Source organism: Streptomyces sp. NPDC047880 (assembly GCF_040706515.1).
Lineage (GTDB): Bacteria > Actinomycetota > Actinomycetes > Streptomycetales > Streptomycetaceae > Streptomyces.
The window spans coordinates 79,152-95,266 of the sequence record NZ_JBEZOK010000006.1 but is presented as its reverse complement, the minus strand read 5'-3'; the positions used below and the strand labels follow the sequence as shown (position 1 = coordinate 95,266).

General features: G+C 70.8%; 17 protein-coding genes and 1 riboswitch. Of the genes, 9 read left to right on the top strand and 8 right to left on the bottom strand.

The features are described 5' to 3' along the window. Positions 1-71 precede the first annotated feature (71 nt). Complete coding sequence (locus AB0937_RS11815; RefSeq protein WP_366711196.1) at positions 72-521, top strand: SRPBCC family protein; 450 nt, start codon at positions 72-74, stop codon at positions 519-521. A gap of 105 nt (positions 522-626) precedes the next feature. Here the strand turns inward: AB0937_RS11815 and AB0937_RS11810 are convergent, their stop codons facing one another. Continuing rightward, positions 627-815, bottom strand: coding sequence for a hypothetical protein (locus AB0937_RS11810; RefSeq protein ID WP_366711195.1), 189 nt, complete (start codon positions 813-815; stop codon positions 627-629). A 201-nt stretch (positions 816-1,016) separates the two neighbouring features. Between AB0937_RS11810 and AB0937_RS11805 the strand changes: the two genes are divergently transcribed. From AB0937_RS11805 to AB0937_RS11780, 6 genes are all read left to right on the top strand, one after another. Then, positions 1,017-1,334: a hypothetical protein gene (locus AB0937_RS11805; RefSeq protein ID WP_366711193.1), complete on the top strand. Its 318-nt coding sequence runs from the start codon at positions 1,017-1,019 to the stop codon at positions 1,332-1,334. A gap of 124 nt (positions 1,335-1,458) precedes the next feature. Further along, a complete protein-coding gene (gene rlmN, locus AB0937_RS11800) occupies positions 1,459-2,565 on the top strand; it encodes a 23S rRNA (adenine(2503)-C(2))-methyltransferase RlmN (protein ID WP_366711191.1) in 1,107 nt (368 codons plus the stop codon). Positions 2,566-2,618: 53 nt separating this feature from the next. Continuing rightward, a riboswitch (TPP riboswitch) is annotated at positions 2,619-2,725 on the top strand. Positions 2,726-2,819: 94 nt separating this feature from the next. After that, positions 2,820-3,884: a thiamine ABC transporter substrate-binding protein gene (locus AB0937_RS11795; RefSeq protein WP_366711444.1), complete on the top strand. Its 1,065-nt coding sequence runs from the start codon at positions 2,820-2,822 to the stop codon at positions 3,882-3,884. Between the two features lie 38 nt (positions 3,885-3,922). Then, a complete protein-coding gene (locus AB0937_RS11790) occupies positions 3,923-5,524 on the top strand; it encodes an iron ABC transporter permease (RefSeq protein WP_366711443.1) in 1,602 nt (533 codons plus the stop codon). Beyond that, positions 5,525-6,544 carry an ABC transporter ATP-binding protein gene (locus AB0937_RS11785; protein ID WP_366711190.1) on the top strand — a complete coding sequence of 340 codons (1,020 nt, stop codon included), beginning with the start codon at positions 5,525-5,527 and terminating at the stop codon, positions 6,542-6,544. 24 nt (positions 6,545-6,568) lie between these two features. Further along, positions 6,569-6,727 carry a hypothetical protein gene (locus AB0937_RS11780; protein WP_366711451.1) on the top strand — a complete coding sequence of 53 codons (159 nt, stop codon included), beginning with the start codon at positions 6,569-6,571 and terminating at the stop codon, positions 6,725-6,727. A gap of 59 nt (positions 6,728-6,786) precedes the next feature. Here AB0937_RS11780 and AB0937_RS11775 read toward each other — a convergent pair whose 3' ends face one another. The 7 genes from AB0937_RS11775 to AB0937_RS11745 all read right to left on the bottom strand — a co-directional run bounded on the left by AB0937_RS11775 (position 6,787) and on the right by AB0937_RS11745 (position 13,769). Then, positions 6,787-7,476, bottom strand: coding sequence for an LAETG motif-containing sortase-dependent surface protein (locus AB0937_RS11775; RefSeq protein WP_366711188.1), 690 nt, complete (start codon positions 7,474-7,476; stop codon positions 6,787-6,789). A 146-nt stretch (positions 7,477-7,622) separates the two neighbouring features. After that, complete coding sequence (locus AB0937_RS11770) at positions 7,623-8,747, bottom strand: LOG family protein (protein WP_366711186.1); 1,125 nt, start codon at positions 8,745-8,747, stop codon at positions 7,623-7,625. Positions 8,748-8,771: 24 nt separating this feature from the next. Then, positions 8,772-9,179 carry a VOC family protein gene (locus AB0937_RS11765; protein WP_366711184.1) on the bottom strand — a complete coding sequence of 136 codons (408 nt, stop codon included), beginning with the start codon at positions 9,177-9,179 and terminating at the stop codon, positions 8,772-8,774. 113 nt (positions 9,180-9,292) lie between these two features. Continuing rightward, complete coding sequence (locus tag AB0937_RS11760; protein ID WP_366711183.1) at positions 9,293-10,912, bottom strand: hypothetical protein; 1,620 nt, start codon at positions 10,910-10,912, stop codon at positions 9,293-9,295. Next, positions 10,894-11,643 carry an ATP-binding cassette domain-containing protein gene (locus tag AB0937_RS11755; RefSeq protein ID WP_366711182.1) on the bottom strand — a complete coding sequence of 250 codons (750 nt, stop codon included), beginning with the start codon at positions 11,641-11,643 and terminating at the stop codon, positions 10,894-10,896. Before AB0937_RS11755 ends, AB0937_RS11760 begins: the two co-directional genes overlap by 19 nt. A 205-nt stretch (positions 11,644-11,848) precedes the next feature. Then, positions 11,849-13,216 (bottom strand): aspartate aminotransferase family protein, encoded by a 1,368-nt coding sequence (locus tag AB0937_RS11750; protein WP_366711441.1) that lies wholly within the window; start codon positions 13,214-13,216, stop codon positions 11,849-11,851. A gap of 13 nt (positions 13,217-13,229) precedes the next feature. Continuing rightward, complete coding sequence (locus AB0937_RS11745) at positions 13,230-13,769, bottom strand: Lrp/AsnC family transcriptional regulator (protein ID WP_366711181.1); 540 nt, start codon at positions 13,767-13,769, stop codon at positions 13,230-13,232. Positions 13,770-13,932: 163 nt separating this feature from the next. On the opposite strand from AB0937_RS11745, the gene AB0937_RS11740 reads away from it, so the two are divergent. Beyond that, positions 13,933-15,372 (top strand): gamma-aminobutyraldehyde dehydrogenase, encoded by a 1,440-nt coding sequence (locus AB0937_RS11740; RefSeq protein WP_366711180.1) that lies wholly within the window; start codon positions 13,933-13,935, stop codon positions 15,370-15,372. A gap of 121 nt (positions 15,373-15,493) precedes the next feature. Further along, positions 15,494-16,018 (top strand): hypothetical protein, encoded by a 525-nt coding sequence (locus AB0937_RS11735; protein WP_366711179.1) that lies wholly within the window; start codon positions 15,494-15,496, stop codon positions 16,016-16,018. Positions 16,019-16,115 lie beyond the last annotated feature (97 nt).

Genomic DNA, 16,115 nt, shown 5'->3' with positions numbered 1-16,115 from the left:
GACATGTTCCCGGGGCGCAGCCGGAGGCCTGAAGTGGGACGATGCAGATGTACCTCCCAAAGGAGGCCATCATGGCCATCATCCGAGAGAGCATCGTCGTCGACTGCCGTCCCGAGGAGGTCTACCAGTACGTCATGGACGCCGACCACATGCCGGAATGGCAGCTGAGCGCCGTGTCCGCGGAGCGCCTGGACGAGGGGCCCGTCGGCATCGGCAGCAAGGTCCGGGTGACTCGGCACGTCGGCCGCCGCGTCATGCCGATGACCATGGAGGTCACCGAGTACGACCCGCCGCACAGCTGGGGCATGCGGGGTGTGGACGGTCCCGTCCGGGCGCAGGTGCACGGCGAGGTCGAGCCCTACGACGAGGGCCGGCGCTCACACGTCACGATCGACATCGACTTCGAGGGCCACGGCATGGGGAAGGTCCTGGTCCCGCTCGTCGTACGCCCCCAGGTCCGCAAGGAACTCCCACGCAACGAGCAGCTCCTCAAGGACCGGTTGGAGCACACGGCCGAGTAGCGGATTCGTCCCCTCCTCCCAGGGGCTCGGCGCAGCGCTGCCGGTGGAGTCCGCCGGCCGGGGCCCACCCTCGGCCGGGCCGTGTGTACCGGTGCGGCGGGACGTCTAGTCGTCCCCGTCGCTCCGCTGCGAGCGGGAACTCCGGCTCGCACTGCGGGCCAGTCCACTGCCGAGCAGCGTCGCTCTGGCCACGCCCCGTGCCCAGCGCGGGGCGTCACCGCGAGCGGCCCAGAACACGCAGACGCAGCCGCCGATGACGAGCAGGACGACGACGGACAATATGAGCACGAGCATGCTCGACCCCCGCTTCTTGTGATGGTCCGGCCCGTCCTGTCAGGCGGACTCCCCAGGACCACGGCCGCGCAGCCACGCTCGCAGGAGCGGCCGGCGCGTCATCCGACGTCCCCTGGGACGGGTGGCCGGTAAGCCTACGCCAGCCGCACCTCAGGACACTTGCCCGCATCCTCTGGGCGCTTGCTTCGTCATGATCTGACGATGGACGAGTACGGGTGGGCCGAAAGCCCTGGAATGCCGGCCGCGGAGGCTGTGCGGGCGGGCTGGGTGGCGACCGTCGCGGCCGTGCCTGTAGGGGCCCGGCTCACCGGAGTGGCCATCGGGCGCCGGCCTTTCGGTGTTTTCGTGCGGATGGAAGGCGTGCCGGACGCCATAGCGCTGGCGGAGATCACGCGCATGCCGCTGGGCATGGAACTTCCGGCCCTCGGGGCCTTGGTCAGCGGTGAGGTCTACTGGCACGACGACCGCAACCACCAGGTCAGGGTCCGGCTGGACGAGTGGCAGGGAGCAGACGGGTGATCGAACGGGGCCGTCCCCGAGTCGTCCGAGGCCGACCAGCGGCGACGGGTGCCAACCACCGGTGACCGCCCCCACCCCACTCCGGCCCTGGCCTCCGCAGTTGATCTGCGACACTGGTACGGCCATGCCTAAGCCCGGAGAACTTACTTTCGTCGCCCCCCGCGGAGCCAAGAAGCCGCCGCGGCATCTTGCCGATCTCACTCCTGCCGAGCGCAAGGAGGCCGTCGCGGCCGTCGGGGAGAAGCCGTTTCGTGCCAAGCAGCTCTCGCAGCACTACTTCGCGCGGTACGCGCACGATCCGGAGCAGTGGACGGACATTCCGGCCGGTGCCCGGGGCAAGCTCAGAGAAGCGCTGCTGCCCGAGCTGATGACCGTCGTGCGGCATCTGTCGACCGACCAGGGCACCACCCGCAAGACGCTGTGGCGGCTGTTCGACGGGACGCTCGTCGAGTCCGTGCTGATGCGCTACCCGGACCGGGTGACCATGTGCATCAGCTCGCAGGCCGGCTGCGGGATGAACTGCCCGTTCTGTGCGACCGGGCAGGCCGGACTGGACCGGAATCTGTCCACCGCCGAGATCGTGCACCAGATCGTCGACGGCATGCGGGCCCTGCGGGACGGGGAGGTCCCCGGCGGACCTGCCCGGCTCAGCAACATCGTCTTCATGGGCATGGGCGAGCCCCTCGCGAACTACAACCGGGTCATCGGCTCCATCCGGCGGCTCACCGACCCCGAGCCCGACGGCCTCGGCCTGTCCCAGCGGGGCATCACCGTCTCGACGGTCGGCCTCGTCCCGGCCATCCACCGATTCGCCGACGAGGGCTTCAAGTGCCGGCTGGCGATCTCCCTGCACGCCCCCGACGACGAGCTGCGCGACACCCTCGTACCGGTGAACACCCGGTGGAAGGTGCGCGAGGTGCTGGACGCCGGGTTCGAGTACAGCGCCAAGTCCGGGCGCCGGCTGTCCATCGAGTACGCGCTGATCCGGGACATCAACGACCAGGCCTGGCGCGGTGACCGGCTCGGGCGGCTGCTCAAGGGCAAGCCCGTGCACGTCAACCTCATCCCGCTGAACCCGACGCCCGGGTCGAAGTGGACCGCCTCGCGGCCCGAGGACGAGAAGGCGTTCGTGGAGGCCATCGCCGCCCATGGTGTGCCGGTGACGATCCGGGACACCCGTGGTCAGGAGATCGACGGGGCGTGTGGCCAGCTCGCCGCCACCGAACGGTAGTCTGACTGTCGTCAGTACAGCTTCACAACCAGCACCTTCACATCCACACCTGCATATTCCGACAGGGGAGCGCCACAGCGCTGAGAGTGCGGCACACGGCCGCAGACCCTCCGAACCTGGCCCAGGTCATTCTGGGTAGGGAGATCGGTCACCACTCGAGCTGTTGCGCCCTGCCCGGGACCCGGAGTCCCGGGCAGGGCCGCGTCTTCTCCTGGTCCTCCAGGAGGAATCCAGTGAGCAACAACAAGAAGCGGATGACGGCGGCGGTCGTCGGGCTCGGCCTGGTCGGCACGCTCGCCGCCTGCGGGTCGTCCGACGGCGGTCAGGGGTCCGGGGACCCCAAGACCGTGACCCTCGTCAGCCACGACTCGTGGGCCGCGTCCGAGGACGTCATCGCGGCCTTCGAGAAGCAGTCCGGCTACAAGGTGAACGTCCTGAAGGACGGCGACGCCGGCCAGGCCGTGAACAAGGCCATCCTGACCAAGGACAACCCGCAGGGCGACGTCTTCTTCGGCGTCGACAACACCCTGCTGTCCCGCGCCCTCGACAACGGCCTGTTCCAGTCGTACGAGGCGAAGGGCTCCGAGCGGGTCGAGGCCGAGTACCGGGTCGACCAGGACAAGCACCGGGTCACGCCCATCGACACCGGCGACATCTGCGTCAACTACGACAAGAAGTACTTCGCCGATCACAAGCTCGAGCCGCCTCGGAGCTTCGACGATCTCGTCAAGCCGCAGTACAAGAACCTGCTCGTCACCGAGAACGCCTCCGCCTCCTCGCCCGGGCTCGGCTTCCTGCTCGGCACCGCCGCCGAGTACGGCGACGGGGGCTGGGAGGGCTACTGGAAGAAGCTCAAGGCCAACGGCGTGAAGGTCGTCGACGGCTGGGAGCAGGCCTACAACCAGGAGTTCTCCGGTTCGTCCAGTGGCCGGAAGGCCAAGGGGGACCGGCCGCTCGTCGTGTCGTACGCCTCCTCGCCGCCCGCCGAGGTCGTCTACGCCGAACCGAAGCCGAGCACGGCCCCGACCGGCGTCGCCGAGGGCACCTGCTTCCGGCAGGTCGAGTACGCGGGGCTGCTCGCCAACGCCAAGAACTCCAAGGGCGGCAAGGCCTTCCTCGACTTCCTCGTCAGCAGGAAGTTCCAGGAGGACATGCCGCTCAACATGTTCGTGTACCCGGTGACCGAGGGCGCCCAGGTTCCGCCGGAGTTCGTGAAGTACGGGCCGCAGGCGAAGGACCCCGAGACCATGGACCCGGCGAAGATCGCCGACCACCGCGACCAGTGGGTCAAGTCGTGGACCTCACTCGTACTGAAGTAGCCCGCAGGAGGCGCGGGAGCGCGGCGCGGCTCGGTCTGCTGGCCCTGCCCGTCGTGTTCTTCGCCGTCTTCTTCGCCTACCCCGTCGCCGCGATCGTCGCGCGCGGTCTGAAGGCCGACGGGGTCTGGCACCTCGGGCGGATCGGGGAGGTACTGGGGCAGTCCGACGTCCGGCACGTCCTGTGGTTCACCACCTGGCAGGCGCTGGTCTCCACCGCGCTCACCCTGCTCGTCGCGCTCCCCGGCGCCTACGTCTTCGCACGGTTCGACTTCCCCGGCAAACAGGTCCTGCGGGCGGTCGTGACCGTCCCGTTCGTGCTGCCGACGGTCGTCGTCGGTACGGCGTTCCTGGCTCTCGTCGGGCGGGGTGGGCTGCTCGACGAGCTGTGGGGCGTACGGCTGGACACCACCGTGTGGGCGATCCTGCTCGCGCACGTCTTCTTCAACTACGCGGTCGTCGTCAGGACCGTCGGCGGGCTCTGGGCGCAGCTCGACCCGCGGCAGGAGGAGGCCGCGCGGATGCTCGGGGCGTCCCCGCTGCGGGCCTGGCGGCGGGTCACGCTGCCCGCCCTCGCCCCGGCCGTGGCCGCCGCCGCGCTCATGGTCTTCCTGTTCACCTTCACCTCCTTCGGTGTCGTGCAGATCCTCGGCGGGCCCACCTTCTCCACCCTGGAGGTGGAGATCTACCGGCAGACGTCGGAGATCTTCGACCTGTCCACGGCGGCCGTGCTGACGCTCATCCAGTTCGTCGCGGTGGGCGCGATCCTCGCCGTGCACGCCTGGACCGTGCGGCGGCGGGAGACCGCGCTGCGGCTGGTGGACGCGTCCGTGACCGCGCGCCGGCCGCGCGGCGCGGGGCAGTGGGCGCTGCTCGGCGGGGTGCTCGTCACCGTCGCCCTGCTGCTCGTGCTGCCCCTGGCCGTGCTGGTGCAGCGGTCCCTGGACGCCTCGGACTTCGGTTACTACCGGGCACTGACCAGGCAGGACGGGGGAGTGTTCCTGGTCCCGCCGATCGAGGCGATCGGCAACTCCCTGTCGTACGCCGTCGCCGCCACGCTCATCGCCGTGCTGATCGGCGGGCTCGCCGCGGCCGCGCTGACCCGCCGGGACGCCGGGCGGTTCGTGCGCGGCTTCGACGCGCTGCTGATGCTGCCGCTCGGGGTGTCCGCGGTGACGGTCGGTTTCGGGTTCCTGATCTCCCTCGACGAGCCGCCGCTGGACCTCAGGTCTTCCTGGATCCTGGTGCCGCTCGCGCAGGCCCTGGTCGGGGTGCCGTTCGTGGTGCGGATCATGCTGCCCGTGCTGCGGGCGGTGGACGCGCGGCTGCGGGAGGCGGCCGCGGTGCTCGGGGCCTCGCCCTGGCGGGTGTGGCGGGAGGTGGATCTGCCGATGGTGCGGCGGGCGCTGCTGATCGCGGCCGGGTTCGCCTTCGCCGTGTCCCTCGGGGAGTTCGGCGCGACGGTGTTCATCGCACGGCCCGACCGGCCGACCCTGCCAGTGGCCGTGGCCCGGTTGCTCGGTCGGCCCGGGGACCTCAACTACGGCCAGGCGATGGCCCTTTCGACGATGCTGATGGTGGTGTGCGCGGTGGCCCTGCTGGTGCTGGAGAGGCTGCGGACGGACCGGACCGGGGAGTTCTAGATGCTGCTGAGCCTGGAGGGTGCGACGGTCCGTTTCGGCGGGCGTGCCGTGCTGGACGCCGTCGATCTGGGGGTCGCCGAGCACGAGATCGTGTGCGTGCTCGGGCCGAGCGGCAGCGGAAAGTCGACCCTGCTGCGGGCGGTTGCCGGGCTGCAGCCGCTCGACGCCGGTCGGGTGGTGCTCGACGGGCGTGACCAGGCGGGGGTGCCCGCGCACCGGCGGGGCGTCGGGCTGATGTTCCAGGACCATCAGCTGTTCCCGCAGCGGGACGTGGGCGGCAACGTGGCGTTCGGGCTGCGGATGCGCGGCGAGCCGAAGCCGCAACGGGCCGAACGCATGCAGGAGTTGCTGGACCTCGTGGGGCTGCCGGGCGCGGGTGGCAGGGCCGTCGCCGCGCTGTCCGGCGGGGAGCAGCAGCGGGTGGCGCTGGCCCGGGCCCTCGCACCGAGCCCCCGGCTGCTGATGCTGGACGAGCCGCTGGGGCAGCTCGACCGGTCGCTGCGGGAGCGGCTGGTCGTCGAACTGAAGGAGTTGTTCGGCCGGTTGGGTACGACCGTGCTCGCCGTGACGCACGACCAGGGGGAGGCCTTCGCGCTGGCCGACCGGGTCGTGGTGATGCGGGACGGGCGGATCGCCCAGTCCGGCACGCCCCTCGAGGTGTGGCAGCGGCCCGCCGACGCCTTCGTCGCGCGTTTCCTCGGCTTCGAGAACGTGGCCGAGGCGACCGTCGGGGCGGAGGCGGCGGACACGCCTTGGGGCAAGGTTCCGGTGCCGGAGGGCGCTCCGCAGGGCACCCGCACGCTGCTCGTGCGGCCTGCCGGGGTGCGGCTGGTGCCCGCCGGCTCGGGCCTGCGCTGCACGGTGACCGTACGCACCTTCAAGGGCACCCATGTCGCCGTCCGCCTCCAATCCGAGGACGCCCCGCGGCTGGAGGCGGCGTGCGCGCTGCGGGCGGCACCGGAGGTCGGGGACGAGGTCGGCGTGGAGTTCGACGCGGCCGAAGTCGTGGTGCTCGGCTGATCGTGCCCGCCCAGGGTGCGAGGCATGACGTCACTCGCGCATGACCGCTACTGCGACGAAATCGCGTACCAGGTCGGCCTGTTGAGGTCCGTGGTGTCCTCTGGTGCCGACCTGTCCGGTGCGGTGCCGACGTGCCCGGACTGCCCGGCCGCCTCCCCCCTGACCCGGGACGCCTCCCCCTGACACGGGACGTGGCCCGCCCCCCCCGGTGGGGGACGGGCCAGGTCACGGGTGCGGGGGCGTCAGCTGTCGTTGTTCGCTCCGCGGCGGCGCATGCCGAAGAACACCGCGCCGCCACCGACGGCGACCAGGGCCGCCGCGATGCCGGCGATCAGACCGGTGTTGGAGTCGGCACCGGTCTCGGCGAGGTTGGAGTCACCGGCCGGCGCGGGCGCGTTGCCGGCAGGCGAGCTGCTCTGGCTCTCCGACGGCTCCGGAGCCGGGCTCTCGCTCTCCTCGGCGGGCTTGGACGGGGACGCCGACGGGCTCGGAGTCGCCGGGGGAGTCGAAGCCGGGGGCTTCTCCTCCTTCTTGCAGGCCGTGGCCGGGGTGACGAGGTTCGGCTTGATGTCCGCGTCGACGTAACCGGCGGCCTTGACGTGGATGCGGTACTCGGCGCTCGGCTTCCACTTCTCGGCGAAGGTGATGGTGGTGCCCTCGCGCGAGCCCTTGACCACCTGCTCGCCGACCTTCTTCACGTCGGCGCCGTTGTTCTCCAGGTACACGGTGACCGTCGCCGGGATGCCGGCGGGGTCCACGTCGGTGACGGTGATGACACCCTTGTCGCCGTCACACTTCGCCTCGGCGGAGAACTCGCTGATGTCGCAGGCGAGTGCGGTGCCGGCGGTGCCGAGCGCGAGCGCGGCCGAGGCGGAGGCGACACCGAGGATGCGCGCGGTACGCGCGCGGAGGGATACGGACAGAACTGCCACGTTTGTCCTTTGCAGGATTGCTGAAGCGGGGGGCTGAGGCCGTGCTGACGGGACATCAGCACTACCGTGAGACTCACAGGTCTATAAGCGCTGCATAAGTAGTGTCAACGCATATGCAGACTGCAAGCAGTTGCTTTGCCTTCTTATTAACCGCCGAGACGTTTCAGCGCCTCCGGCGCTTCCTCGATCCGCTCCACGAGCGCGATCCGCGCCTCCATCGTCCGCCCGGCGGCCAGCGACCGCAGCAGCGGCCACGCGGGCAGCTTCTCCGTCCAGTGCACTCGGTTCACCAGCACCATCGGCGTCGGTTCGCCGCGTGACTCGTAGTAGTTGGGCGTCGCGTTGTCGAAGATCTCCTGCACGGTCCCGGCTGCGCCCGGCAGGAACACCACACCCGCGTTGGACCGGGCCAGCAGGCCGTCCTCGCGGGTGGCGTTGGCGAAGTACTTGGCGATGTGGGAGGCGAAGGCGTTCGGCGGCTCGTGGCCGTAGAACCAGGTCGGGATGCCCACCGAGCGGCCGCCCTGGGGCCAGCGGGCGCGTATCTCGAAGGCGGCCGAGGCCCACTGGGTGATCGACGGGGTGAAGTGCGGTGCAGCCTTGCCGAGGAGTCCGAGCGACTCGGTGAGCATCTCGTCGTCGAAGGGGGCGGCGTACGCGCCGAGGTTGGCCGCCTCCATGGCGCCCGGGCCGCCACCGGTGGCGATCGTGAAGCCGGCGCGGGCCAGCTCCCTGCCGAGCCGTGCGGCGCCCGCGTACTCCTCGGTGCCCCGGGCCATCGCGTGGCCGCCCATGACGCCCACGACCCGGGCGCCGGACAGGAGTTCGTCGAGCGCGTCCGAGACGGAGTCGTCGTGGACCGAGCGCAGCATGGACGCGTAGATGTCACGGTCGGTCTTGGTGCGCTGGAACCAGGCGTAGGCGCGCGCGTCGGGTGTGGCCTCGTAACCGTCGGCCAGCGACGCGAAGAGTTCCTCCGGGGAGTAGACCAGACCCCGGTACGGGTCGAACGGCAGGCCCGGGACCGGTGGGAAGACCAGGGCGCCGTCCGCGCGGACCTTGGCCGCCGCGTCCTCGCGCATCGGGCAGCCGAGGAAGACCGCACCCGACGTGTCCGTGGTGAGCAACTCCCGCGTACGGTCCGTCAGATCGACCCCCTGGACGCGGTGTCCGGCGAGTGTGCCGCGTGCCGAGACGGTCGCGTCGAACTCCTCGAGGGTCTCTATCTCACGGTCGTCATGGTGGGCCGCATGGGCGGGCATCGTCTGCACCCGCCCATGCTGGCACAGCGCACCTCAGCCCTCGACGGCCGCGGGGTCCATCCACACGACCTCGAAGGTGTGGCCGTCCACGTCGTCGAAGGCGCGGCCGTACATGAAGCCGTGGTCCTGGGTCTCGCCCGAGACGGAACCGCCCGCCGCGACCGCCTTCTCGACCAGCTCGTCCACCTTCTCGCGGCTCTCGGCGCTCAGCGCCAGCAGCACCTCGCTGGTCCTCGTCGAGTCCGCGATCTCCTTCTTGGTGAACTGGGAGTACTTCTCCGGGGTGTGCACCATCACCACGATGGTCTCGCTGATCACGACCGAGGCGGTCGTGTCGTCGCTGAACTGCTCGTTGATCGTGAAGCCCAGTTCCGTGAAGAACTTCTTCGAGGCGCCGAGGTCGCCGGTGCACAGGTTCACGAAGATCATCTGCTGGTACATGCGAGGTCTCTCCCATCAAGTCCGTGTCGTTACGCGGGATAGACCGGGGCCCGGTCCGGAACTCATCGCCGTACGGAGATCTTTCTCGTACGAGTTTCAGCGGGCCGCGGGGCTCAGCGCGCCAGGGGCAGCGCCGCCAGTTCCGCGACCGTCAGGGTCAGCGGGCCGAACACGGCGAGCAGCGCGCCCGCGCGCAGGGCGGCCGCGCTGCGCAGCATGGTGGCGGGGGCGCCGAGGCGCAGCAGCGCGGCGGTGGTGGCGGCGCGGGCCTGACGGGCCTCGACGGCGGCCGTGAGGAGCGTCGCCGTGGTGCAGCCGGTCACGAGGACCACGCCGAGGATGGTGAGCGGTCCGAGCGCGAGCCCGTCCGGGGCGTGCAGCAGCGCCATGGCCCCCGCGGCGGACAGCACCGCGGAGACGACGCCCAGGGGACGTCCGATGCGCAAGGACTCCGCCATGAGGATGCGGCCGGCCAGGAGCCGCAGGGCGCCGGGGCGGGCCGACTGGAGCAGCCGTCCGCACAGGTGCGTCAGACCCGGACCGGCCAGGGCCAGGCCGACGACGGCCAGCGCCCAGCCCGCCATCACACCGGGGGCGGCACCGGAGAAGGAGAGGTCGGGGGGCGTGGGGGCGGTTCGGCTGGTGTAGCTCTCCACGGCCAGGCCCGCGGCCAGCAGGGTGATGCCCCAGGGCAGACCGGAGGGGGCGGCGATGGTGTCCGGCAGGGCGGCGTCGGGGGCGGTGGAGCCGTCGGGGGCGGGGTCCGCGGGGTGCGGGTCCGGGTGCATGGCCAGGGCCCCGGCCGGGCTGATGGCACCGGCGGCGTCCGGGTCCGCCGCGCGCGGGCTGAGCCACTGGGCGGGATCGCCGGCCGGGGCGGCGCCCCCTTCCCGTGAGGCCGGGTGGGCGCTGCCCGGGTGCGCCGGGGCGGCACTCGCGGCAGCGGTCTGCGGCGAGGCCGGGGCGCTGGGGTGCGCCGCCTGCGGCCGGGCGGGGTCCGCGACCGCGCTCACCGTCCCGCCGGAGGTGGCGACCGCCGCCGAGGCCGACTCGCTCGTCCGGGCCGCGGGCGGGCCGCTCTTCGCGGCGGGCTCGGCGTCCGGACCGCCCGCGGGCCGCACGATCTGCCGGCCGAACCTGCCGTACACCCCGGGCGTCTCGGGGGTGCTGGTGCGCCCGTATGCACCGAAGCGGCCGTACGCCCGGGGCCCGCCCGGCCTCGTCTCGCGCGGCCGCAGGGCCAGTGCCACCGCCACCGACGCCCCGACGGGCACGAGCGCCAGCAGGGTCAGCGCGCCCGGCACCGGCAGGGACCGGCCCGCGGCGAGGGATTCGGCGGCGGCGCCGTCGAAGGGCATGCCGGTCAGGTCGCCCCGCAGATGCAGGAAGACGAGCAGGGCCAGCATCGAGCCGAGCGTGCAGGACAGGGCCGTCGTCGTCGCCGAGACGGCCATCATGCGCACCGGGCCGAGACCGATGGCCGAGAGAGCGGCGCGGGGCTTGGTGCCGGGGTCGGTACGGGCGACCGCGACCGCGAAGTACACGGTGGCGGCCAGCGGGGCCGCGCACCAGGCCAGTCGCAGGGCGGCGGAACCGGGGGAACCGGGGTGGCCCAGCGCGTATCCGAGGGCGCAGAGCAGCAGGAAGCCCGTGCCCGCCGAGGCCGCCGCGACCAGCAGACGGCGCAGCTGGACGGCCGGGTGGGCGCCGCGGGTCAGACGGAGAGCGAGCACGCGGCCCGGCCTTCCGGCTCGCTGGTCTCGGCGACCGGCGGGAGGTGCACCGTCTGCACGCGGCGCCCGTCGAGCAGGGAGACCGTGCGGTCGGCGAGGGCCGCGGTCTCCGCGTCATGGGTGGCCAGGACGACCGTGATGCGGTGGGAGCGGGCCGCCGTGGTGAGGGTGCGCAGGACATGGGTACGGTCGGCGCGGTGCAGGGGCGCCGTGGGTTCGTCGGCGAACAGCACCGAGGGCGCGGGGGCCAGCGCGCGGGCGATGCAGACCCGCTGGCGCTCGGCCTGGACCAGCTGGTGCGGCCGTTTGCGGGCGCTGTCACCGATGTCGAGACGCTCCAGCCACTCCAGGGCCGCGGTCTTGGCGCGTCGCCGGCTGGTGCCGCGCAGCATCAGCGGCAGGGCGGTGTTCTCCCAGACGTTGAGTTCCGGGACCAGGGAGGGGGCCGGGTCGATCCAGCCGAAGCGGTCGCGGCGCAGCCGCTCGCGGGTGAGGGGGCCCATGGTGTGCACGGGCACGCTGTTGAACCAGACCTCGCCGCGCTGCACGGGCACCAGGCCGGACAGACACCGCAGCAGGGTCGTCTTGCCGCTGCCGCGCGGGCCGCCGACGGCGAGGATCTCGCCCTCGCGCACGCCGAGCGAGACGCCGCACAGCGCGGGTGAGCCGTCGTCGTGCTGGAAGTGCAGGGCGCGTGCCCAGAGCACGTCGTTGTCCGGCGGTGCCTCCATGCGCGTACACCTCGTTCAGATCCGTAGTTCCCGTGCCATCCCCCGTGCGGGGGAACGAAGGCAGGGCCGATCGGTCACTGGGCACGCTAGGCAGAAGGCGGCGGGACGCCGGACAGCACGCGGCCCCGGGCCGCCGTTTCTCACTCGGACGGGCGGCACCGGGGCCGGTGTTGATCATCCAGGCAGACGATCGGAGCGGCGAGGGTCAGAGCTTGGTCCACGCCTCCGTGAGGGTGGCACGCAGGATCTGCTCGATCTCGTCGAACGTCGACTGGTCGGAGATCAGCGGCGGCGCCAGCTGGACCACCGGGTCGCCGCGGTCGTCGGCCCGGCAGTACAGGCCGTTGTCGTACAGCGCCTTGGAGAGGAAGCCGTACAGGACGCGCTCGGTCTCCTCGTCGTTGAAGGACTGCTTGGTGTTCTTGTCCTTCACCAGCTCGATGCCGTAGAAGAAGCCGTTGCCGCGGACGTCGCCGACGATCGGCAGGTCGTGGAGCTTCTCCAGGGTGGCGCGGAAGTTGCCCTCGTTGTCCAGGACGTGCTGGTTGAGGTTCTCGCGCTCGAACAGGTCGAGGTTGGCCAGGCCCACGGCCGCGGAGACCGGGTGGCCGCCGAAGGTGTAGCCGTGCAGGAAGGTGTTGTCGCCCTTGTAGAACGGCTCGGCCAGGCGGTCGGAGATGATGCAGGCGCCGATGGGGGAGTAGCCCGAGGTCATGCCCTTGGCGCAGGTGATCATGTCCGGCACGTAGTCGAACTTGTCGCAGGCGAAGTACGTGCCCAGACGGCCGAAGGCGCAGATGACCTCGTCCGAGACGAGCAGCACGTCGTACTGGTCGCAGATCTCGCGGACCCGCTGGAAGTAGCCGGGCGGGGGCGGGAAGCAGCCGCCCGCGTTCTGCACCGGCTCCAGGAAGACGGCGGCGACCGTGTCCGGGCCCTCCATCAGGATCTGCTGCTCGATCTGGTCGGCGCACCAGCGGCCGTAGGCTTCCGGGTCGTCGCCGAAGATCGGCGCGCGGTAGATGTTGGTGTTGACCACCTTGTGCGCGCCGGGGACGAGCGGCTCGAAGGGGGCCTTCAGGCCCGGCAGGCCGGTGATGGACAGGGCGCCCTGCGGGGTGCCGTGGTAGGCGACCGCGCGGGAGATGACCTTGTGCTTGGTGGGCTTGCCGGTCAGCTTGAAGTACTGCTTGGCGAGCTTCCAGGCGGTCTCGACCGCCTCACCGCCGCCGGTGGTGAAGAAGACCTTGTTCAGGTCGCCCGGGGCGTGGTGGGCGAGGCGCTCGGCCAGCTCGACGGCCTTGGGGTGGGCGTAGGACCACACCGGGAAGAACGCGAGCTCCTGCGCCTGCTTGAAGGCGGTCTCGGCGAGCTCCACCCGGCCGTGTCCGGCCTGCACCACGAAGAGGCCTGCGAGGCCGTCCAGGTAGCGCTTGCCCCGGTCGTCGTAGATGTACGTGCCCTCGCCCCGGACGATGGTGGGGACGGGGGCCTTCTCGTACGACGACATGCGCGTGAAGTGCATCCACAGGTGGTCGTACGCGGACTGGGAGAGGTCCTTGCTCACGGCTATCGGGTCCTCACGGTTATCGGGTTCCCCACATGTAGGTCTGCTTCTTGAGCTTGAGGTAGACGAAGCTCTCGGTGGAGCGCACTTCGGGCACGGCCCGAATGCGTTTGTTGATGACGTCCAGAAGGTGGTCGTCGTCCTCGCAGACGATCTCCACCATCAGGTCGAACGAGCCCGCGGTCATCACCACGTACTCGCACTCGGACATGGCCGACAGCGCGTCCGCGACCGCCTCCACGTCGCCCTCGACGTTGACGCCGACCATCGCCTGTCTGCGGAAGCCCACGGTGAGCGGGTCCGTGACGGCGACGATCTGCATCACGCCCTGGTCGAGCAGCTTCTGGACGCGCTGGCGCACGGCCGCCTCCGACAGGCCGACGGCCTTGCCGATGGCGGCGTACGGCCGGCGGCCGTCCTCCTGGAGCTGCTCGATGATGGCGAGGGACACGGCGTCCAGCTGCGGCGAGCTGCCGTTCCTGGACTCGCGGGAGGGCTCGCGGTGCTCCCGCGAGCCCTTCTGGTCTGCGCTTCGACTGGCCACGAGGTCACTGTGCACGAGGTCTCGACACTTCCGCAAGCCTCGATCGATGAAATTCGTTGTTTGAACGCCCTGAGCCTGCGGATTCCGCACGATCGAAGGGAGTGGGGGTGTTGAAAACGTGGGTCTGCCGACTAGGGTGGTGTCTCAAGTAATGGACATCCGAACTGGAGGGCCGGCAGTGAGCACCGAGCTGCGTCGTCTGCGCAACTACATCGGCGGTGAGTTCCGGGACGCCGCCGACGGACGGACCACCGAGGTGGTCAATCCCGCGACGGGCGAGGCGTACGCGACCGCTCCGCTGTCCGGGCAGGCCGACGTGGACGCCGCGATGGCGGCGGCCGCCGAGGCCTTCCCCGGCTGGCGCGACACCACGCCCGCCGAACGCCAGAAGGCCCTGCTGAAGATCGCGGACGCCTTCGAGGAGCGCGCCGAGGAGCTGATCGCGGCCGAGGTGGAGAACACGGGCAAGCCGGTCGGGCTGACCCGCTCCGAGGAGATCCCGCCGATGGTCGACCAGATCCGCTTCTTCGCGGGTGCGGCGCGGATGCTGGAGGGCCGCTCGGCCGGTGAGTACATGGAGGGCCTGACCTCCATCGTGCGCCGGGAGCCGGTCGGCGTCTGCGCGCAGGTCGCGCCGTGGAACTACCCGATGATGATGGCCGTGTGGAAGTTCGCCCCGGCGATCGCGGCGGGGAACACCGTCGTGCTGAAGCCGTCCGACACCACCCCGGCCTCGACGGTCCTCATCGCCGAGATCATCGGCTCGATCGTCCCCAAGGGTGTCTTCAACGTCATCTGCGGCGACCGCGAGACCGGCCGCATGATGGTCGAGCACGAGACGCCGGCGATGGCCTCCATCACCGGTTCGGTGCGCGCCGGCATCCAGGTCGCCGAGTCCGCCTCCAAGGACGTCAAGCGCGTCCACCTGGAGCTGGGCGGCAAGGCGCCGGTCGTCGTCTTCGAGGACACCGACATCGCCAAGGCCGTCGAGGACATCTCGGTCGCGGGCTACTTCAACGCCGGCCAGGACTGCACCGCCGCCACGCGCGTGCTCGTCCACGAGTCCATCCACGACGAGTTCGTCTCCGCGCTGGCGAAGGCCGCCTCCGAGACGAAGACCGGGCAGCCGGACGACGAGGACGTGCTGTTCGGCCCGCTGAACAACCCCAACCAGCTCAAGCAGGTCGAGGGCTTCATCGACCGGCTGCCCGCGCACGCGCGCGTGGAGGCCGGCGGCAAGCGGGTCGGGGACAAGGGCTACTTCTACGCGCCGACCGTCGTCTCGGGCCTGAAGCAGACCGACGAGATCATCCAGAAGGAGGTCTTCGGCCCGGTCATCACCGTCCAGTCCTTCTCCGACGAGGAGCAGGCCGTGGAGTGGGCCAACGGCGTCGAGTACGCGCTGGCCTCCTCCGTGTGGACCAAGGACCACGGCCGCGCCATGCGGATGTCGAAGAAGCTCGACTTCGGCTGCGTGTGGATCAACACCCACATCCCGCTGGTCGCCGAGATGCCGCACGGCGGCTTCAAGAAGTCCGGCTACGGCAAGGACCTCTCGGGTTACGGCTTCGAGGACTACACACGGATCAAGCACGTGATGACGTCGCTGGACGCGTAGCCCTTCCCGCACCGCTGAACGGCCCCGGACGGTTCCTCTCCGTCCGGGGCCGTCCGCATGCCGGGAGATGAACTGCCCCCCATTTTTGAACGTGTTCAATTGTGGGCGTAGAGTGCGCGTCATGAGCGACAGAGCCGCCCTGCTGAAGGGCATCCGTGCGTGGCTGGTCTTCTTCGTGGTGTGTCTGGTGCTCAGCGGCGCCACCGCCTTCCCTCTGGTCCACGAACTGCGGTGGACCGAGGACCTGTTGCGGGTGCTGTCCGTCGGCGACCACCTGCCGGGGCTGGCGGACTGGATCGGGCGGGTGCGGGCCGGTCTCGACGAGGCCGACGCCGAACACCCCTTCCTCCTCTACGGCACGGACTGGCTGGCCTTCGCGCACCTGGTGATCGCGGTCGCCTTCTACGGGCCCTACCGCGACCCGGTCCGCAACATCTGGGTCGTCGAGTTCGGGATGATCGCCTGCGCGGGCATCATCCCGCTCGCCCTGATCTGCGGGCCCATCCGCGGCATTCCCTTCTGGTGGTCGGTGATCGACATGGCCTTCGGCGTGTTCGGGGTGATCCCGCTGTACGTCGTGCGGCAGCGGATCAAGCGGCTGGAGGCGCTGACCGCGCCGGTGGCCGTGCCCGTGCCGGGGGTCTGAGGAAAAACTGTTGTCCCGAGAACCTTCACGTCGTCTCCCCGCCTGTGACCCCCGACATGGCGAGAACCCCGGGACCGGCTGAGAGGGTGCGTGCGGA